The 19,508-nt window shown below is 66.4% G+C and carries 13 protein-coding genes and 7 pseudogenes; 11 read left to right on the forward strand and 9 right to left on the reverse strand.

The genetic code is table 11. The features are described 5' to 3' along the window. Window positions 1-46 precede the first annotated feature (46 nt). A pseudogene (locus ACWGIH_RS17905) lies at window positions 47-978 on the reverse strand (CatA-like O-acetyltransferase). 1,283 nt (window positions 979-2,261) lie between these two features. Between ACWGIH_RS17905 and ACWGIH_RS17910 the strand changes: the two are divergent. Next, on the forward strand, window positions 2,262-2,441 hold the full coding sequence (locus ACWGIH_RS17910) for a hypothetical protein (RefSeq protein WP_453445327.1): 180 nt from the start codon (window positions 2,262-2,264) through the stop codon (window positions 2,439-2,441). A 512-nt stretch (window positions 2,442-2,953) separates the two neighbouring features. Here the strand turns inward: ACWGIH_RS17910 and ACWGIH_RS17915 are convergent. Then, window positions 2,954-3,754 (reverse strand): TetR/AcrR family transcriptional regulator, encoded by an 801-nt coding sequence (locus ACWGIH_RS17915; RefSeq protein ID WP_453445329.1) that lies wholly within the window; start codon window positions 3,752-3,754, stop codon window positions 2,954-2,956. A gap of 205 nt (window positions 3,755-3,959) precedes the next feature. On the opposite strand from ACWGIH_RS17915, the gene ACWGIH_RS17920 reads away from it, so the two are divergent. The 3 genes and pseudogenes from ACWGIH_RS17920 (at window position 3,960) to ACWGIH_RS17930 (ending at window position 6,006) form a co-directional block, all read left to right on the forward strand. Continuing rightward, window positions 3,960-4,973 (forward strand): hypothetical protein, encoded by a 1,014-nt coding sequence (locus tag ACWGIH_RS17920; RefSeq protein WP_453445331.1) that lies wholly within the window; start codon window positions 3,960-3,962, stop codon window positions 4,971-4,973. Between the two features lie 42 nt (window positions 4,974-5,015). Continuing rightward, window positions 5,016-5,149, forward strand: a pseudogene (locus ACWGIH_RS17925) (IS5/IS1182 family transposase); the annotation flags it as partial. A gap of 695 nt (window positions 5,150-5,844) precedes the next feature. After that, window positions 5,845-6,006: a hypothetical protein gene (locus tag ACWGIH_RS17930; protein WP_453445333.1), complete on the forward strand. Its 162-nt coding sequence runs from the start codon at window positions 5,845-5,847 to the stop codon at window positions 6,004-6,006. A gap of 210 nt (window positions 6,007-6,216) precedes the next feature. Here ACWGIH_RS17930 and ACWGIH_RS17935 read toward each other — a convergent pair whose 3' ends face one another. Further along, window positions 6,217-7,008, reverse strand: coding sequence for a class I SAM-dependent methyltransferase (locus ACWGIH_RS17935; RefSeq protein ID WP_453445335.1), 792 nt, complete (start codon window positions 7,006-7,008; stop codon window positions 6,217-6,219). A gap of 1,131 nt (window positions 7,009-8,139) precedes the next feature. On the opposite strand from ACWGIH_RS17935, the gene ACWGIH_RS17940 reads away from it, so the two are divergent. The 6 genes and pseudogenes from ACWGIH_RS17940 (at window position 8,140) to ACWGIH_RS17965 (ending at window position 13,248) form a co-directional block, all read left to right on the forward strand. Continuing rightward, window positions 8,140-9,915: an ATP-binding cassette domain-containing protein gene (locus ACWGIH_RS17940; RefSeq protein ID WP_453445337.1), complete on the forward strand. Its 1,776-nt coding sequence runs from the start codon at window positions 8,140-8,142 to the stop codon at window positions 9,913-9,915. A 63-nt stretch (window positions 9,916-9,978) separates the two neighbouring features. Then, window positions 9,979-10,114, forward strand: a pseudogene (locus tag ACWGIH_RS17945) (IS5/IS1182 family transposase); the annotation flags it as partial. A gap of 454 nt (window positions 10,115-10,568) precedes the next feature. Next, window positions 10,569-11,565: pseudogene (locus ACWGIH_RS17950) on the forward strand (IS110 family transposase); the annotation flags it as partial. 60 nt (window positions 11,566-11,625) lie between these two features. Beyond that, window positions 11,626-11,879: pseudogene (locus ACWGIH_RS17955) on the forward strand (hypothetical protein); the annotation flags it as partial. A 116-nt stretch (window positions 11,880-11,995) separates the two neighbouring features. Continuing rightward, window positions 11,996-12,864 (forward strand): IS5 family transposase gene (locus ACWGIH_RS17960; protein ID WP_453445339.1). Its coding sequence is split into 2 segments (ribosomal slippage): window positions 11,996-12,293 and window positions 12,293-12,864, totalling 870 coding nucleotides; the frame shifts between segments, so codons are not numbered across the junction. Between the two features lie 56 nt (window positions 12,865-12,920). Further along, window positions 12,921-13,248 (forward strand): annotated as a pseudogene (locus ACWGIH_RS17965) (hypothetical protein). Window positions 13,249-13,373: 125 nt separating this feature from the next. On the opposite strand, the gene ACWGIH_RS17970 reads toward ACWGIH_RS17965, so the two are convergent. From ACWGIH_RS17970 to ACWGIH_RS17995, 6 genes are all read right to left on the reverse strand, one after another. Then, a complete protein-coding gene (locus ACWGIH_RS17970; RefSeq protein WP_453445341.1) occupies window positions 13,374-14,018 on the reverse strand; it encodes a TetR/AcrR family transcriptional regulator in 645 nt (214 codons plus the stop codon). A 69-nt stretch (window positions 14,019-14,087) separates the two neighbouring features. After that, a complete protein-coding gene (locus ACWGIH_RS17975; RefSeq protein ID WP_453445343.1) occupies window positions 14,088-15,032 on the reverse strand; it encodes an LLM class flavin-dependent oxidoreductase in 945 nt (314 codons plus the stop codon). 69 nt (window positions 15,033-15,101) lie between these two features. Beyond that, the gene (locus tag ACWGIH_RS17980; protein ID WP_453445345.1) at window positions 15,102-15,794 is read right to left on the reverse strand and encodes an alpha/beta fold hydrolase; all 693 of its coding nucleotides are present in this window, start codon (window positions 15,792-15,794) and stop codon (window positions 15,102-15,104) included. Beyond that, window positions 15,791-16,249, reverse strand: a complete 459-nt coding sequence (locus ACWGIH_RS17985) for an ester cyclase (protein WP_453510570.1) — start codon at window positions 16,247-16,249, stop codon at window positions 15,791-15,793. Before ACWGIH_RS17985 ends, ACWGIH_RS17980 begins: the two co-directional genes overlap by 4 nt. A gap of 31 nt (window positions 16,250-16,280) precedes the next feature. Beyond that, window positions 16,281-17,228, reverse strand: coding sequence for an NADP-dependent oxidoreductase (locus ACWGIH_RS17990; RefSeq protein WP_453445348.1), 948 nt, complete (start codon window positions 17,226-17,228; stop codon window positions 16,281-16,283). A gap of 1,232 nt (window positions 17,229-18,460) precedes the next feature. Then, window positions 18,461-19,114: a CatB-related O-acetyltransferase gene (locus ACWGIH_RS17995; protein ID WP_453445350.1), complete on the reverse strand. Its 654-nt coding sequence runs from the start codon at window positions 19,112-19,114 to the stop codon at window positions 18,461-18,463. 89 nt (window positions 19,115-19,203) lie between these two features. On the opposite strand from ACWGIH_RS17995, the pseudogene ACWGIH_RS18000 reads away from it, so the two are divergent. Further along, window positions 19,204-19,503: pseudogene (locus tag ACWGIH_RS18000) on the forward strand (TetR family transcriptional regulator); the annotation flags it as partial. Window positions 19,504-19,508 lie beyond the last annotated feature (5 nt).

The raw sequence follows: 19,508 nt of genomic DNA on the forward strand, positions 1-19,508 counted from the left end.
AGAGAGTGCCTAAACGCTGTTCTGGACAACGCGGTTGATTCACCAGCTATGACAACGAGATCGCGGTGATGGCGACGCCAGCGGATATGAGCCCAGCGATTTGGACCCGGTTGAGGCGTTCGCGCAGCACCATGACCCCGAGGAGGACAGGGATCGCTGGGTAAAGCGCTGTCAGAACAACCGCGAGAGGGAGCAACTGTTCTCGTGTGGCGAGGGTGTAGAGAGTGATCGCGACGGTCCCCAAGGCGCCGACACTGAGGCATGCCCACATCAAGCGGCCTGGGATGCGCACGCGCGCGGGGTTCTTGGCAACGAGCGGCGCGAGGGTGACCACCGAGGCCGCACGACTGACGGCGAGCGGCCACAACCCGGCAGCGGGACTGGCTTGGGCGATCGCGATGAACTGCACGGCGAATCCGACTCCGGCGATGAGGCCGTCGCGCAGCTCAGGATTGAAAACAGGCCTCAGGCGTGCCGAGTGGGACCCGTCTGCGGCGGCGTGGTGCACCTGTGCTGCGAGGGGGAGTAGGACCTGCCCGTTCCGCTCGGTGTACCGGCTGAGCGTGAAGAGGGGCGCGAGGTGGTCCCAGTTGTTGCCGATGTTGAGGTTGAACCCGGTGAAGGATGCCCATGGCAGGCTGGACACGTCGAACGTGTTGGGCGGCGGCTCCCCCTGGGGAAGAACTCGGTGGCGCGACTGTGCTCCGCGAGCAGGGGAGCGGCGGCGTCGTGGAACCTGCCGAAGTCGGGATCGGAGGGTGCCCATACGCACGCGAACGTCTCCCGTTCCGAGTTGAAGACCGTGAACGCCGGGTGCACGACCGGCCAGACGGCCGGCTCACCCGATGCGGTGAGGCACATCTTGAACTCATCGTGCCGGTTGACGATCGTGGAGAGTGCCCAGATCTGAGCGATGTAGGTCTTGCAACGCGATTGACGCAGCGCCGCGGCGAACGCGGTGACATCGAGCTCCATCATCGTCGAGTATGTGCACGAGTCGCCGGTAGTGCTCGAAGTGCTGTCGGCGTGGCCAGGTCGACAGGGATGGGGGCATACATCCGCTCATCATGCCAGCCGTCGAGATTGCGCCCGGGGATCGGTAATTGCGGTTTCCCGCCGTCAGCGCACCCCGAGCGGGTGCGCCGACCGTCGACGATGACGGGGCTCGCGGAGTAAACCTTCTCACGGATGCCACCCCCCGTCTGCCGTAGCTTGATCCGGCAGTGATGATCATGGGCTCGCCGAGGCCAGAGCGGCGGCCGGTCGCTGGCAGGCCTCTGTCAGGTGTGCGGTTTAGCCGGCCATGACGGAAGCGCGGGCAGACCTCCCCGGTGATCACCTAGCGACTCAACTCCATGATCCCCAGGGCCTGTACCCGCTCTCCGGTACCGAAGCCGAGCCCACCCCAATCTGCGCGGCCTCGAGCCGTACTTCCGGGGTTGCCGAAAGTGCATGGACTTTTCGCGTCGGGATCGGGAGAGCGGCCGTCTATGATCAGCACCACAGTCTCGTGATCGATTTCTCCCGCTCCATGAAGTGACCGCACCCAAGTACGCGATCTCGCCGGCCTGGACAGCCGCCACCTGGTGCAGGTCATCGCGGAGGCCCTGTAGCGCTGACACCCCTCGGCCCGCGATGCCCGAGACCCCGCATTAGCCTCGCGACCCGGGCCGGCGCGAGGGCCGCTGCATTGACGCCGGCCAGGTGGTGGGCTTCTGGAGCACGCTGGACCGCGGGCAGGGTCTGTCGTGCCACAGGAAGCGGGCCGCCTCGACACCTCTGTCAACAGGGTTGTCATCCAAAGGGATTGCGCGACCCCGGCGGGCGGTGCGCTGTTGCGCGAGGGGCGTACGGTCGCAATAGCCGGGCACGAGGGCCGGCCGTGCGAGCGGGGGAGGCGTCATCGCGGACTGGGTATCAGCTGTCGCAGACGGCCCTGGCGCGGTACTAGTTCCTCAAGAACTCCTCGCGATCAGTGGTGCGGCATACCGCTCGTGCTGCCCATTTCGTCCTCGCGAGCACGGCATCTGGGTGGGAGGAAGACGGAAACGCGCGAGAGGCAGCAGCCCTCTGCGCCAACGACCGACCGTAACGTTGTGCAGGGCACTGCTCGAAACCGCGCGAGCCGAACACAAGTGGCTCGGCGGGCAGAAGCCGGGCGGCAGCGGACGCCGGCGTGAGACGGACTGGCACGTGGCCCGTCCGCTCTCACACGCCGCGAGTCTTCGCGTGGCTGAGGCCCATCACGAGAGGATGAGCTCATGGCCAAGAAGATTGAACACGTCCCGGGTATCGACCGGTTCATGACGCTGGATGAGATTGCTGACTTCATCGCCGAGGCCAAGGCGGCCGGTGCCTCCGGCACTGACATCCCGCGGGGCCGCTTGTCGTTGGGCGGGAAGCTGCAGCGGCTCGTCATCACTGTGTCTGACGCCAAGTAGCGGACTCTGGGGGCACGGAGCCGCCAACCCTCCGGACAGGCTGCTACCCCACCGCCCGCCAAGACCCCACAACCTGCTCAACTGGCGTCTCGACCACCGTAAGTCGGCACAAGCCTGTTGGCGGGGTTCAACGGTCGACTGCCCGCACCCGTACGATTGACTGACCGTTCCCTCCACCAAGGGAACCTTCGGGTGGCAGTACTTCTTCTGCGATCGGTAATGGCCATCACGGCTCGGGCCTGGTGACGGCGCCGCAAGTATGAACAGCGGACAGTCGCGTCGGGGCCATGGCACGTACGCTCGTCGATCCCCTTGTCTGTGTCGTGGCCGCAGGAGGTATTGCCCGCCGTTTTGGCATTCACCTGGGGGCGGACACGGACTTGAGCCCTTTGCCCATCTGTGGAGCCGCTAGGTCGGCCGCTCCGAGAGATGCGCCGGAGTACGACCTGGCGGAGACCGCAGGGCCGCCTACCGGGCGCGTCCCAATCGGGATGTCTGGTGGTCTTGCCTTGCTAGGAGGTTGTCGTTGGCGTTGTCTCGCCCGGCAGGCCAACGGCTCGGATGAAGGCGTCGGCGAAAATCTCGCAGGCTTCCCCGAGGGGCGGAGAGGGCATGTGGGGTTCTGTTGTGGGGCGGATCAGAATGTGCGTGATGAGGGGGCCGCTCATCTGCTGGATGAGCAGCGGCAGCGGCAGGTTGCGGATGCGTCCTGCTTCGATCTCCGTGGTGAGCCGCTGTCCGACGCTGGCGAACATACGGGGGATGAAGTGCTGCAGGAGAGGCCGTAGGGAGTCCTCCTCTGGTCGCGCCAGCAGTTCCGCATAGATGGCCGGTAGGACACGGGGTTCGCGGCTGAACGCGGCGGCGATGAGCGAGTAGATCTCCCGGACCGTGCTGCGCAGGTCGGGGGAACGGCCGGCCAGAGCAGCCTCCACGTCGACGATCGGGCTGTAGCGCTCGAAGATGGCCTGGAGCATTTCATCTCGGCCCCCGAAGGCGGCGTAAAGGCTGTGAACTGAGCACTGGGCGTCGGTCGCAACTCGTTCGAGTGAGACCGCGGACAGCCCTCGTCTGCTAATGAGCGTAGCTCCGGCATCGATGGCGCGTTCCCGTACCGGCTTCTGGCCTGCAGGGTCGACCCCGGTGGCGCGGACTGCCTCATCAAGGGCGTGCCGACTGCCGCCGAGACGGCGCAGCAGGGTACTGCGGGAGATGCCGGCTTCCTTGGCGATCGCCTGCATGGAGACGTCGCCGACGGGGAGAGCGCGAGCTTCGGCGGCGCGGAGCGCGGCCTGGACAAGGTCTCCGGTCACGGGGGCGAGGCTGGGGTTCTCATCGTTTGACACACACATCAATATAACCTGTATCGTTGCGTCACGCGTTCATGCTCGCTGGCCTTCGCTCGGCATGCCGCTGGTTATCCCACGATCGGGAACCTCATCGATCACCCCTGTCCTGCGGCTGGCATCCTGCTTGCCTACCGGCCGGGCACCTGACCAGGCAAGGGACCTCTCACCCATGAGCCAGATACCCGGCGTACCCGGCCCGACGATCGGACAGGGCCGCAAACTCGCGGTCATCGTGGTCGGCCTGGCGGCCGCCGTCGTCGCCATGCTCTGCGCGTTCGCCCTGCCCTCGATCCACAGCGGCCCGAACAACCTGCCTACTGGCGTCACCGGCCCGCAGCAGCCTGTCGCGGCACTGAGCAAGGCCCTGCAAGGCGACAAGTGGAATGTCACCACGTATGACAGCGAGGGCGAACTCAAAGCGGCGATACAGGATCGCGACGTCATGGGAGGCATCGTCTTGGCCCCCGGCCAAGTCACCGCCTATACCGCGACGACCGACGGACCGCAGGCCGCCGCGGCGCTCACCTCCTCGGCCGCCGCCATCGCCAAGCAGCAGCAGGCCGACCTCACGGTCAACGACCTCAAGCCGTTCCCCGAAGACGATCCCAAGGGTGCCGGCTTCTCCTCCGCCGCCCTCCCCATGATCTTCGGCGGCATGTTCCCCGCCGTCCTCCTCACACGCTTCTTCCCCGGACACTCCGGGCTGCGTCTGCGCCTGGCGGGCGGAGTCGCCTTCGCATTGTCTGCGGGCTTCGCCATCACCGCCCTCCTCCAGTACGGCACCGGCTCCCTGAGCGGTAACTATCCGATCACCAGCCTCGGCATGTCGCTGGGCATGGCCGCCCTGGTTATGACCCTGCTCGGCCTGGAGTCACTCATCGGCATGGCCGGCTTCGGCCTCGGAGCCGTCGTGATCATGCTGATCGGCAACCCGCTCTCCGGCTTCGCCAGCGGTCCGCACTGGCTGCCCGACGGCTGGGCCGCCGTCGGGCAGGCCCTCCCGCCCGGCGCCGCCGGAAGCCTGTTGCGTGCCAACTCGTTCTTCGATGGCACCGGCGCCGGGAACCCAGCGCTGATCCTCGGCGCTTGGGCACTGCTCGGCCTGGCACTGATGTTGATTGCCGACCGTCGTGGCACCAAGACCGCACGCCCCTCCACGGAGAAACCGGCCGTCGTGGGTTGATCGGTAGCACTGCCTCGTGGGCTTAGGCGATGTCTCGGTTGGCGCGATGGCTTGAAAAGCTCGGGCGTGACGGACGGAATCCCGCTGGGCCGCGCCCTTGCCGGTGCCAACCGCCACGACTCCCCCAACTCGCCCCGACCCTGGACCGCCTGAACGACCACGGACCTTGGCCGGACGTCTGGGACGTCGCGTCGTCCTTGGTGCAGCCCAAGCGGCCCTTATTCTGGCGCTGTTGGACGTGGCGTGGGCCAGTACCGCCACGGCGCTGTGGCCCCTGGCCGTCGTGCTCGTCCAGGCGGGTTCTTCGGGGTCGTGGTCTTGACGATGACCGCGCAATCAATTGCCGTCGCCGGGTCGAGTCTCCACGGGGCTGCCTCATCGGTGTTCAACACTCCCCGCCAGGTCGGCTCTGCCATAGGCGCCGCGGTTGTGGGACCTCTACTCGAGGCCGCCCATCCGATCGGAAACGGGTTCGTCCTCTGCTTGGTCGTTTGCGCTCACCGGCCTGGCGCCCCCGGCACACACGAAGGTGCAGGCGGCCTGACACCAGAGTCAATCGGCCGACGAGGTCGGCAAGTTGGCTCGGCGAACCAGAACAAGGGCCCACCTGCGGTTTTCGTACGTATAGAGGAGCCGTGGCGATGTGCTGCCGTACGCCCTGACAGCGTCTTCGCTGCCGAAACGGATCAAGCCTGTGGCCGTCCCAACCCTCGTGATCCATACATCGCCCAGGACCGATCAACTCAGTGCGTTGTCGAGGGAAACCTCGGTGTCACCAGAAAGGCGGAATCCCGCCATTATCTCATCCGGGGCTATTCGAAACGCCTCCCGATTAGCACCGCCACTTCCCCGCCCATCAGCCCGGCGAACCATGCCGGTCACGGCACTAACCGAGAACTTCGACGTCTTCGACTTACGGCTCGTTGACGAGCTGATGGCCGAGATCGCCACCGACACCGGCCGCTCCCTCTCCGTCGACCAACACGACCCCGGAATCGTCACCTGGTTCGCCAAGCGCCGCCTGGAGGACTGACCCCGGCCGCTGGTGCGTCATCCACGCCCTGATCCGTCTCCGGCTCCGCCGATGACCTGCCCCACACGCCCCTTGGCGCGGTCGAGTTGGTCGGCGAGGTCGGCCAGATCGTCGGCGTACAGGTTGAAGCGAATTTAGTGGGGGTCGGACTGGCGCAGCGCTTCACTTGATTATTCGGAGACACGGTCGTCTCGGCCGGCTCACGGCTGGTCAGCCCGGCTTGACCGCCAGTGTCGCAAAATAGTTCGACATGTATTGAGCGGATGCGTTGGATTGGTGCGGCGCTTCCGCGAAGCCAGTGAGGACAAACCCTGCGGCGAGCTGCCCGCCGATCTGGCTGGTGAGGGTGTGGCTGTATTCGAGGGGGGCATCCGCGCCGAACTTCGTGGCGCGTTCCTTGGCGGAGTACTGCGTGACATCGCTGTAGGGCAGCTTGTGCACGACGATCAGCTCGCCGCGCTCGTCGAGCGCCTCGTGGTCGAACAAGTACACATCAGGGTTGAGGAAGCCCACGAGCAGAGTTCCGCCCGGTCGCAGGACACGGAAGCACTCACGCCACACCGGTGCCAAGTCCGGTACGAATACGTTAGAGACCGGATGGAATACGACGTCGAATGTTGCGTCGCCGAAGGCGCCCAGGTCGCGCATGTCGCCTAGGACGGTGCGCAGCGCGAGCCCGTCGCGCGCCGCCACCATCTGGTCCTGGCCGAGCTGGCGGGGTGAGTTGTCAAATACGGTGACCCGCGCCCCTGCGGCGGCGAGGATCGGACCCTGCTGGCCACCGCCGGAGGCCAGGCACAACACGTCCTTACCGGTCAGGTCCGTCGGCAGCCAGGAGCGGTCGACTGGCTCACGCCCGATGAGAACAATCGACCAGTCGCCCACGCGGGCGCGCTCGACATCCTCAGCGCTCACCGGCCTCGACCACTCGCTGCCCTCTTGAACACACTTGTCCCAGGCTGCCCGATTGTGGGCAACGGGGTCGACAACAATGTCCTGCACGTTTAACTCCCTGCTACAACCAAGCGGGCACCTGCGGTACTGACAGTTCGGTGCCGCTAGCCAACACGATTGCAGGGTGCGGGTTCAACGAAATTAGCGGGCATCGAGGTGTCCATGGGCGCGCCGAAATCGTCCGGGTGGGGTGATCGCCTGCCGCGGATCGGGATGGTGTACGGGTCCGGCTGAACGAGTGCTTCGCAGTAGTTTCACGATGTTCCGCCCAAGGCGGGCTTAGACGTCGGAGTCGCCCCGCGCAAGGACCCCTAAGTCCTGGGTGCGCCATCCTGTGGCGCAAGGTGAGCAACCCTCTCGGGGTGTGGCGTATTTACGCCCGCTTTTCGTTGACTTGTTGACGCTTTAGTCGCAAGGCTTTATTGTCTTCGCGCCGATACAAGTCGGATTCTCGTATGGTGTGGCTTATGGAAATATTTCCAATATGGCTGCACCTGGGCATTGCCTTGATGGATTCTCCCAAATTTCGGGCGATTCAATTTCATCTCGCGATGCAGTGCCAATGCGATTGCATCGTAAAGTAGGGAAAAGTTATGCAATTTCGCGTATGCGGCGCAGCTGTGGCGGTCGTCGCTGCCATCGCTGTCGCTCCGGGCAGTGCCTTTGCTGCCGGCAACCCAAGCGGTGGCTGGGATCACGTCTTCACCGCGACGGGTGTAAAGGTTTACGTAGAGGAGAACGGCGACAAAGTACGAGTCTGCGATACACGTGCAAATGGGGTTGGAGCTACAGCTGCAGTCTTTATCTCCAGCCAGCTCCAATACACACTCAAAGACTCGAGAAGCGGCGGGTCTTGTGACTCTGTCAGTGCCAGTGACGGTGGTGCGTGGAATCTTCCGGAGGGAGACCTCATCGACATTTCCTATGACGGCAATGGCGGTGCCACCGCATATGCGCAGTATCGCAACGATCACTAAGGGTGTCTGACTTAGATAGTGGTTGCGTGGGCACATCGTGAGACAACTACGGCCCCAAAGGCCCCGGCATCCCGGCGGACACACCAGAATGGGGCGGGTGACGCAGTCCTCGCCCGCCCCGAAAAACACCGGTTCCCCGCAGCAGGTCGGTTACCGGAGCGACCCGCACTTCGAGGACATCGCGAACGCCTCCTGGTGGCGGATGGCTGCCCGGCTGCCCCGTACGCTCGCCGCTGCTGCCCGTCTCGGCTGGGCCGCCGACCGGCCGGCAATGTTCTGGCTCGGCCTATGCCAGCTTCTCGTCGCCGCCTCCTCGGCCGTCGCGCTCGGCGCCCTGCCCGGCGCGATGAACCACCTCATCACCGGCGGCCAGGTGGCTGGCCGGTTGAGTGCCGCAACACCCGCTCTGATCGTGGTTGCCGTAGCCACCGGCGTACGGGCCGGGGCCGACGCCCTCGCCGCCTACGCCTCCGCTCGCCTCGCTCCGGAGGTCGCCACCGCCGCGGACCTCCAGATCATCACGGCCACCCCCAAGGTCGAGCTGGAGGCGTACGAACGGCCCGGCTTCAGCGACCGTCTCCAGGCCGCGGGCAAGGGTGCCGAGGCGACCGAGAACCTGATCGGTGACGCCCAGGCCATGGTCTCCACGCTCGCCCAGCTCGTCGCCGCTGCCTCGGTTTTGACGGTGCTGCACCCTCTGCTCTTGCCTCTTCTGGTGCTGGCCGTGGTGCCCAGGGGCGCCGCCGCCATCACTACCGCGAGGATTCAGCACCGGGCCGACTATCAGAACATCTCTGACAATCACTTGCGCTACCTGCTTCGCTACTACTCCACGGACTGCCGCACCGCCACCGAAGTCCGCGCCACGAATATGGCCACCTTCCTGACCTCCTGGTACCGGCAGATCACCGACCGGATCAAGGCCACCCACCGGGCGGCGGCACCGCGCGTCCTGCGCGTCACGCTGCTCGGAGCGGCCGTCAGCGGGCTGATGCTCGGCGCAACGTGGGCCGCGCTTGGCTGGCTCGCCGCGACTGGCCGGATGGACCTAGCCATCGCAGCGACCGCTGTCATCGCGGTACGTACTTGCACCGGCGCCCTCACCTCCCTGGTGATGGCCGCCGCCCGCCTCTTCCGCACCTCGCTCTACCTGGACGACTGGCAGGCATTCCTGCGCCGCGCGAAAGCCCTGCGCGCCGTGCGTGGCACCACTCCAATCCCGGCCGGAGCCCCCGCCGAGATCCGCGCCGAGAACGTCACCTACACCTACCCTGGCGCTGATGCCCCGGCGGTCAACGGAGTCTCGCTGACCCTGCGCCAGGGCGAACTGATCGCGCTGGTTGGCGAGAACGGTTCGGGTAAAACCACGCTGTCCGCGTTGCTGACCGGGCTGCGGGTCGCGAATACCGGCGGCACGGTGACCTGGGACGGCGTCGACCTGGCCGCAGCCGACCCGCACAGCGTGTGGTCCAGAGTCGGCCTGGTGCCGCAGAACTACACGCGCTGGCCCATGGACCTGCGCGCCAACATCCACCTCGGCCAGCCGCGTACCGAAGACGACGCCCTGTTGCTTCAGGCGGCAAGGGCGGCCGGCGCAGACAGCGTCATCGCCAAGGTCCCGTACGGGCTCGACACTCTTGTGGCCAGCTCGAACTGGGGCGGCACCGACCTGTCCGGCGGGCAGTGGCAGAGAATCGCGGTCGCGCGAGCGTTCTACAGGGACGCTGCGATGCTGATGCTGGACGAGCCGACCTCTGCGATGGACCCGCGGGCCGAACACCTGGTGATCCGCCGGTTCAAAGAGCTCGCCGCAGGTAAGGCCGCCGTGTTCGTCACGCACAACCTGGAGAACGCCCGGATCGCGGACCGCATTATCGTCCTCGACCAGGGGCGCGTTGCCGAGTCCGACACGTTCGAGGCGCTCTTGCACGCGGGAGGAATCTTCGCTGAGCTGTACAAACTCTCCCAGGACCGGTGAAAGCACCGGCTAGGTCGTGTCCGACGAGTCGCGTGACGCTGCTGAGAACTCGTTCCGTGGGACATGGGGCGGAGAGATCTATCGGATGAGGAGTGGGCTCCACTGGAGCCGCACTTGCAAGGAATCGAGGCGGGGCGGACGCTGGCAACGCCACCGCCGTTTCAACGGGGTTATGTTCCGGCAACGGACCGGCCTCCCCATCACCTTCTTCGTAGCCCCGCAACGGGGTTACCGGTCTTCGGAGTTGGCATGACTACCTCCCCTTGTCGAACGGATGGCCCGGGGGGTGGTGTCACCGGCTCCGGAGGCACTGACAGACCGCTGATTAGGGGCATGACCACCGGCCTTTTCGCAGGTCGGGAGGCTCTTCGTAATGTGGATGTGGCGATCAGTGCCGTGGCAGGGCCGAGTGAACAGCACCGAAGGATGCCCGACGTGATCGATACCAGGAACTGTCCGACTGCGGCGGGCGGCCGGCGCCGACCCGGCCCACCTCGGTGGCCTGATAAGAAGCCTGCCCAGCCCGAAAGGGCCGTGGCCCGTCACAGTCCTGCCTCGAAGTGACCTCCCCCGGGCACAGCGCCGGTCCGCAGCGACCGGGACCACTGCCTCACGGAGAGGAACCCTGATCGCGTGAACACCATTGTCTCCCACACGCGTTCGTTCGTCATCGGCGTCGACACGCCAGAACACATACCTATGCCGTGCTCGCCGCCAACGGTGAGCACCTGGGGGCCGAGGCGTTCCCCAGCACCCATGCCGGCAGGGCCCGCGCCATCAACTGGGTCGGACGCCGCACGGGTGGGGATCTCGGCGCCCTGTGGGTCATTGAGGGTGCGGGCAGCGACGGAGCCCAGATCGCCCGCCAGACGACTCGGGCCGGCTACCAGGTGGTCGAAGCCGCCAGAATGGGCCGCGCCGGCCGGCGCGGCATCGGCAAATCCGACCCGATCGACGCACGGCGGATAGCCGCTGCCGTGCTTCCCCTGTCTGAAGAACAGCTGCGTACCCCGCGGTTGGACGAGGGAACCCGGGCGGCAGCACAGATTCTCCTCACCTCCCGAGACGGGCTCACCAGCGAGCGGACCAGGGCCGTGAATGCCTTGACTGCTCTCGTGCGCATCGCCGACCTCGGCATGGACGTCCGTCGGCCCCTCGGCGCCAGGCAGATCGCTGAGATCGCCCGCTGGCGCCCCCGTGGGGAGGACTTCGCCGCCATGACCGCCCGCGCTGAGGCAATCCGGCTGGCCAGAAGGATCCTTGCCCTTGACTCCGAAATCGCGGACAACATGAAGCGGATAGGCGAGCTCGTCGACGCCAGCCCCGCTGCCGGCCTCCCCGAGGAGCCAGGGATCGGCCCCGTCACCGCGGCCACCGTCCTGGTCACCTGGTCGCACCCAGGACGGGTCCGTGACGAGGCTGCGTTTGCCGCCCTCGCCGGAGTGCACCCCATCCCCGCCTCCTCAGGCAACACCACACGCCACCGCCTCAAGCGGCGGCGACAGACGTCTCAACCGTGCTTTGAACGTCATCGCGATGGTCCGCATGGTGCACCGCCCATAAACCCGCGCCTACGCTGACCGACGGAGAGCCAAGACCGACCGAGAGATCCGCCGCTGCCTCAAGCGCTACCTCGCCCGACGCCTCTACGCCGCAGCAACAACATCGGGGTTGACGAGACATAGAAGCTTCATAGGGACACCCCCGGGGGGACCTGCCGACCAGCGCCCCAACCGCTGGCGCGGCGGCAGCCAAGGCGCCCGGCCAGCAAGGGCCGACAAGACGATCTACGTCGCAACGAAGTCGAGCGGACCATCAACCGGCTCAAGAACTTCCGAGCCGTCGCTACGTGCTTCGAAAAGCGGGCCTACATTTCCGACGGGACGGTCACCGTGGCCACGATCGGCCTATGGCCCCGGCCCTCAGTGAAGCGCCCCATTCACACCCTTGGCACCCAGTGGTGACGAAGAGCAACGCATCACGGTCAAGCGCTGCTTCCAGAAACTCAAGACCTGGCGCGGCCTAGGCCGTGTTTTAGAAGTGGCTGCTGTGCCTGGTCCTGTGCCGTGATGATCCTGGTGTGGGGCGAGGGGATCTGTCGGATGGTCAATGGGCCGTTCTTGAGCCGTTGTTGCCGGTTGTGGTGTTGGGTCGTCCGTCCTGGCATCGGCGAATGCTGATCGATGGGATTCGTTGGCGGGTGCGGACGGGGGCGCCGTGGCTGGACCTCCCGGCCGAGTACGGGCCGTGGCGGACCGTCTATGGGCTCTTCCGCCGCTGGCAGCGCAGTGGTGTGTGGGCGGACGTACTCACCAGTCTGCAGACACGTGCTGACGGGGCCGGGCTGATCACGTGGGAGGTGAACGTCGACTCCACGATCTGCCGCGCCATCAGCACGCTGCCGGTGCCCGGCGCGACGGGCCCGACCAGAAACAACCGCCGGGCGGACGCAGTCCCGAACCCGACGACCACGGTCTGGGCCGCTCGCGTGGCGGGTGGACGACGAAGATTCATCTGGCCTGCGAGCAGGGGCAGTGGCCGCTGTCGGTGCTGATCACGGCCGGCCAGCGCGGTGACAGCCCGCAGTTTGCCGCCCTGCTGGAAGCCATTCGCGTACCCCGGCCCGGCGCGGGACGCCCTCGCGTCCGACCGGTGCGGGTGCGGGGTGACTGGGCCTACTCGTCCCGGGCCAACCGCGCCTACCTGCGACGGAGGGGCATCCGGTGCACCATTCCGGAACCGGCTGGTCAGGTAGGACATCGCCGGCGTCGTGGGTCAGCAGGCGGGCGGCCTCCGTCCTTCGACCGCGAGGACTACAAAGCCCGCCACGCCGTCGAGTGCGGGATCAACCGGCTCAAGCGCAACCGGGCCGTGGCCACGCGGTTCGACAAGCTGGCCGTGCGATACCTGGCGGTTGTCCAGGTGGCAGCGATCAACGAGTGGTTGTAGTCGACCCCATACGATGCTGACCTGATCGGTTGCCGAACCGGGGAGAGGATCATCCGATGGGGGTCAGAGGCTACGGCGTGGTCAGCGAGAACGGCGATCACATCGAGGGTGCTTCCGAGGACGCTTTGTTCGAGATGATCAGTGCACTCGACGGCACGGACAACACGTTCATTGTCATCGAACCCGACACGGACGATCCCGCCTGGTTCGCGTCTGTGGACGTCCTGGAAGAGGGCGGATACGAGATCGTCCGCAGTAACCCCGCCCGTCAAGCACAAGGTTCACACCGAAACTGACATCAGCCGCATCGCACTTGACCTCATCGTCTGGCTGGCTGCACGCAACATTCCAGGACAGCCAGCCAAACGGGACACCGACTTCTAAAACACGGCCTAGCCACCCGCTACGACAAGGGCCCAGAAACTACGAAGCCAGCCGCCATCTACGAGGGTCGATCATGTGGTTGAAACACCTCGCCCCCACTACATGATCCGAACACCGAACAGCTCTCAGGACTCGGCCTGCTCCTTGTGCGCGCAACCCGGGTCATGTCGGCCGGCGACGCCGGCGAGCACCAGGTTGAGCTCTGTCAGTGCGTCCTCCAGTATGACGCGCTGGTCGCCTGAGTCGGCGAGGCCCAGGGCGATCTCACCGATCCCGCCGTACAGCAGCGAGGTGAGTGGGCCCAGCGGCCGGTCGGGGATGCATCCGGCTTCGATCGCGATGCCCAGGCCACGCCGCATTTGCTCTTTGCATCCGGCCTGGATGTTGCGCAGAGTGGACCAGTCCAGCGCGCCCGGTGCCTCGACCAAGGTGATCTGGCGCACGGCGGGTTCCAGGGACGCTTCCAGTAGGGCCCGGCAGCCCGCGGCCATCCCGTCCCAAGGATCTTGTTCGGCCTGGAACGCCCGCCTGACAACTATGGCGAGCTCCTTTTGGTCGGCCGCGTAGACCTCGCGGAAGATGTGTTCCTTGTTGCTGAAGTGATGGTAGAACGCGCCCCGTGTCACGCTGGCTTTGACGCAGATCGCATCCAGCGAGGTGACGGAGAAACCGTCACCGATGAAGAGCTCGCGTGCCGCAGCAACCAGCGCGCCCGTGGTCGCCCTGGTGCGCTCCTGCTGACTGCGGCGCCCATTCGTGTTAGTTGCCACTCGCCTTCCCCTTCCGCCTCCCAGCGAGGATAGAAGAACGAACACGTCGTATGTATCTCGCGCGAGCCGTCACTGGTGCCCGCGCAGGTTGAGCAGGGGCTCGACCTGCGCGGCGAACGTGCCCAGGGCTGCGTGGTGGTCATCGGCGGCCAAGCGGATGACGAGGTGCCGGGCTCCTGCCGCGATGTAGGAGTTCAGCCAGGCGGCGGCGTCTGCGGGCGGGCCCGCGAACATGGCCTGGATCTGCTCCACCTTCTCCAGCGGGGCGTTGTAGTAGCATTCGATGCTTTTGCGCAGAAGCCGACGCGCGTGCTGGGGATCGTCTTCGAGGCACAGCGTCGCGTACAGGGCGGGGGTGGTCGGGTGGGGCGCTAGCCGATCGATGACCTCTCGATCTCGGGCGTAGTCGGTGACGGCGGGAGGGTAGGGCAACCAGCCGTCACCCAGGCGGGCAACCCGCCGCAGCGCCGGATCACCGCCTCCCGCCAACCAGATCGGTGGTCCTTCCGGGCGGGTCGGCGTGGGCGCCAGGGTGACGTCGCGGAAGTCGAAATGCCGACCGCTAAAAGAAACGTTTGTGCCGCTCCACAGTCTTCGCATCGCCTCGATCGATTCCTCGAGGCGGCTGACCCGGGTCCGGAAGGGCACTTCGATTGCATCGAACTGCGCCTGAGTGCCAGGGGTGGGGAATCCGGCACCCATGCCGACGATCAGACGCCCGTCGACGAGCCGGTCCAACGTGGCGAGCTGGTGCGCCAGCAAGATCGGGTGCCGGAGCGCGGGCAGCAGCACAGCGGTACCCAGCATGGGTCGCGGGGCGGCCACGGCCACGGCGGACAGCAGGAGCAGTGGATCGGCGCGGGGGCGGGTCAGGGGGCTGTCTCCGGCCCAGAGAGAATCGAACCCGACAGCCTCGGCGTGCCGAGCCTGTTCGATCAGCCGAGCCAGGTCGTCATCGCCGCGTACTGCCTGATCGCGTGTCGGCAATAGGTAGCCGACCTTAACTTCGGTCATACGACCGCGTCCCTTCAATGGCCGCCCGGACCGTCACCTCTCACCCGACGGCGGCGGGCGGGATGGCGGTCAGATGGGGTGTGCGTCCAGCAGGAGGATCTCTGCCAGTGCCTGCGGCGCGGTGACCATGGCGTCGTGGCCGACGGGCAGGACCGTGCTTTCCCAGCCGTTTTCCTCAGCCAGCTGGGGGAACGGCATGGGGCCGTTCGGCGAGCAGAGCACCGCGCGGCAGTCGATCGCGTCGACGGCTCCGGACAGTCGGGTCGGATCGGAGAACGTCTTCCGGGGGTGGGGTGTCAGCCTTGCCTCCAGCCACGCCACCTGGTCCGGCTCCGTCACGCCGACGGCGGCGGCCGGGGATGGCGGGATCAGACCGTCGACCGTGGCCGACTCGATCCAGTCGCGGAAAAACTCAGGAGCCAGATCCTCAAGCGACTGCCCGTCCTGGCCTGCCCAGGCGTCGACCATGATGATGCGCGAGACGCGTTCGGGCATGCGATCGGCGGCTTCCCGTACTACCAGGCCAGCGTAGCTGTGCCCGACGAGCACGACGTCTCGCAGGTCCTCGTACGTCAGCACGCCGAGGAGATCGTCCACATGGGTGCGCAGTCCGATCTCGGGGCCGACGAGATGGGCCCGTTCGCCGAGACCGGTCAGCGTCGGGGTGTGGACCTCGTAGCCTGCCATCCGCAATAGCTCCGCCGTCTGGCGCCAGCACCAGCCGCCGTGCCATGCGCCATGTATGAGTACGTACGCCGTCATCGCGCCGCTCCCTTCGCGCGCTTGCGCCAGGCCGCGAACTTCTCCGCAGCGGCCTCGGTGGACAGGCCGAGCTGCTCGCACATCTGATGGAAGTCGAAGAAGAACCGTTCCTGGACGATCAATCTCTCCCGCATGGTCCAGTGGCAGGCGAAGGGCAGCGCAAAAGTCCTGCCCGTGGGCTCGATTCCGACCAGGCTTTCCACCATGGTGGCCCGGACCATCCCGGCACCGATGACCATGTCGCCCGCCGCGACGAGATAGTCCAGCTGCACGCCATAGTCGGGAAAGGTGCGCAGGAACGCCGTGCTCTGCCGCGCAACCTCGTCCAGGCCGGACGCGACGGCCTGGAAGGGGATTGTCTCGAAGACGACGTCGGGGTGGCAGAACCGCATTGCCGCCTGGATGTCGGCCTGGCTCTTTGCCTGAGCGTAGGCCCGGACGACATCGGTTGACATGATGTGCTCCTCAGTCATTCCATCTTCCCGTTCATTCCGTCTCACCAACGGTGAGCACGACCTTTCCGGTGGTCCGGCCGCCCGCGACGTGGTCGTGGGCCTTGGCCACTTCCGCCAGCGGGTACACCGCATCGACGTGAACCTTGAGCCTCTCCTGGGTGACAAGACCGGCCAGCGCGTCAAGCCCCGCGCCGTCGGGATCGACGAGGAAGGCCACAGCGCGGACACCGAGCTCGGCGGCGCGGTCGTGCAGCCCGGGAGTCCAGGCCGCCTGCCCGCTGACCAGGACGCCGCCCGGCCGCAGGCAGTCCAGTGCCTTGAGACCGGCCTCGCCGCCGAACATCTGGATGACAACATCCACGTCGCGCACGGCAACAGACACGTCGGTCGTGGTGTAGTCGATCACTTCGTCCGCGCCCAGCGCGCGGACGAAGTCGTGCTTGGCCGCGCTGGCGGCGCCGATCACCTGGGCGCCGCGGGCCTTGGCAATCTGGACTGCCAGATGCCCAACCCCGCCGGCCGCACCGGCCACTAGCACCCGCTTTCCGGGGGCGATTGCAGCGACTTCGGTGAGCATCTGCCACGCCGTCAGACCAGCCAGCGGCAGCGCCGCCGCCTCGTTGAAGCTCAGACCCGCCGGCATCCGGGCGAAGTGCCGGGCGGGGGCAGCGACGTACTCGGCATAGCCACCCGCCTCCCGGGGGAACCATGGCATCCCGAACACCAGATCGCCGGTCCGGAACCGGGAGACGCCGTACCCGGTCTGCACCACTGTCCCGGCGACATCCCAGCCGTTGATGAATGGCAGGTCGAGTACCCGGTTGTAGGCCTGCCCTCGCCGTGTGTACACATCAACCGGATTGACGCCGGCCGCGCTGACCCTGACCAGTACCTCGCCGAACGAGGGCTCGGGCGCCTCCACTTCGACCAGTTGCAGAGCCTCCGGCTCTCCCCACGCTGCCTGCTGTATAGCCCGCATACGCGCCACCTCCTGGCGAGAAAATACATACATTCATTCTGTATGTAAATACTAAGCCTCGGCAGGGCGGATAACAACGCCTGACCCGGATCTGCGCCAAGAGCTTGTCGATGCGGGTCCCCACCGGAGCGCCATCACCGGCTGAGTGGTCGGGGCCAGCAACGCACTCGATGTCTTCAAGGTGTGGGTTTCGCCCTACGAGGGAGATTACGAAGGGCGGGCGGGTCCGGTCGTCTGTGTCCTCGCCCAGGGGGCTGATTGGGGATATGAAGCGCTTATGGGACGGGCGGCGGGCAGTGCGCCGTGAGTGCGGTTCCGTTGTGATCGGAGGCGCATCATGCTGAGGCCTCACACAGCGGTGCCAAGTGTCTGATCGACGAGTGCGAAGCGCTGCAGGTGCACGTTAAGGGTGCTGACCCGACGGTGGGGGAGGATGGAAGACAGGCTTACCCGCTGTTCGTGTCGCTGGCGCCCGTGATGTTGACGACCCCCTCACCGCTGCCAGTGGGTAACTGTCCAGCCGCCGTGGCCAGGGTGGCTCTCTACTCGCTGCCCGATGATGTCTGTGATCAGTCGGAGGGAGCCTGATCCGTCTCTCATTCATCTGACGGTCCTTACCCGAGCCGTCACCGGGCGCCGGGGCATCTATGGGCGCTGGTCTGTTGCAGCAGGTCTGAGCGAAGGCGATCTCGCCGCACGCCAAGCCTCTGCCGCCCGAGCTCATACCTGGCGCCCGGACCCCAGCAGGTACGACCGCATGGCTTCCGCCTGGGTCAGCTCGGCGCAGTAGTAGTGGATGAACCGGGCGGTGCAGCCGTCGCACAGGCCTCATGCAGGCCAGCCGTGCGCCACAAGCCTTGCATGGACTGCCCTTTCGGCAGTCGGCTGCGGGGCCATCGCCACCCGTTAGTGACGGCACCAGCTGTCGTCTGGCGGGTGCAGCGCCGGGAGTGCATCTTCCCGGTCACTCTGCCGCCCGCCCTTGCGGTGGTCTTCCCCCACTTTCCCGCAGGCACAGGTTCTCCGAGGACGACGCCAGCCTGGAGATGGAAGGGGAATACTCAGGGCGCGGGCGCTCGGCGCCGGCCAGCACGTTTTCGATGAGGTCAGCAGGCGCAGGAGCCGCTCTTGGCCTGGGCAGCGGCTTGCATCTGGTCTGGTCCGGTCCTAGGCGATCCGGCTTCTTTCCGGCGTGGGACGGACGGGTGCGGGCGCCGCCGCGAGGATCGGTGTCAGGGCTGGTCGATCTGCGCGGCGGCCTCTTCCAGGTCGGCTACGGTCCCTGACATGATCGTCCGTATGTGCTTGGTGATGTGCTGCACGGGCCAGTCCCACCACGCCACGGCGAGGAGCCGGGTGATGTCCGCGGCGTCGTAGCGGGTGCGGATGAGATGGGCGGGGTTGCCGCCGACGATGCCGTAGTCGGGGACGTCTCTGGTGACCACGGCGCCGGCGGCGATGATCGCGCCGTGGCCGATGCGTACACCGGGCATGACCGTGGCGCCGTGGCCGAACCACACGTCGTTGCCGACGACAGTGTCGCCCCGGTTGGGCAAACCGGTGAGTAGGTCGAAGTGGTCGGCCCAGGAACCGCCCATGGTGGGGAACGGGAAGGTCGAGGGGCCGTCCATCCGGTGGTTGGCGCCATTCATGATGAATCGTGTCCCCGTGCCCAGCGCGCAGAACTTGCCGATGACGAGTCTCTCTGGGCCGTAGTGGTAGAGGACGTTGCGCGTCTCGAACTCAGTCGGGTCGTTCGGGTCGTCGTAGTAGGAGTACTCGCCGACCTCGATCAGCGGGGACGTCACCATCGGCTTGAGCAGCACCACTCGCGGCTGCTCGGGCATCGGGTGGAGCGCGGTGGGATCGGCGGGAACGGGTGGCATCGCGGGGCCGGTTCCTCTCTATGAGCCTAGAACGACAACTGTCGCGTTAGGATGCTGGCATAGCCTTGCCGTCTTGATCAACCGGGACGATGACAGGCCCACTGGACACGACGTGGGGCCTCCGTCTGGGCGGTCGCACCGCGCACGATGGAGCTTCGCGAAGCAGGGCCGGATTGCACCGGGCTAACGGTCTATCGGCGTTCGCGCGATGTCGGCAGCCTGCTCGTCGACACCGTCGGCGAGACCGACTGGCAGCACCGGGCACCGGCTCGCTGCGCGGTGATCAGACGGCGCTCAACGAGGAAACCTATGAGTCTCTGGTCGTGCAACCGTCGTTCACTGTCGCCCTGAAGGCCGCCTCGCTCCACTTCGAACATTCTGCGCGGGCCTAGTC

It is taken from the genome of Streptomyces sp. NPDC054872 (assembly GCF_053610705.1).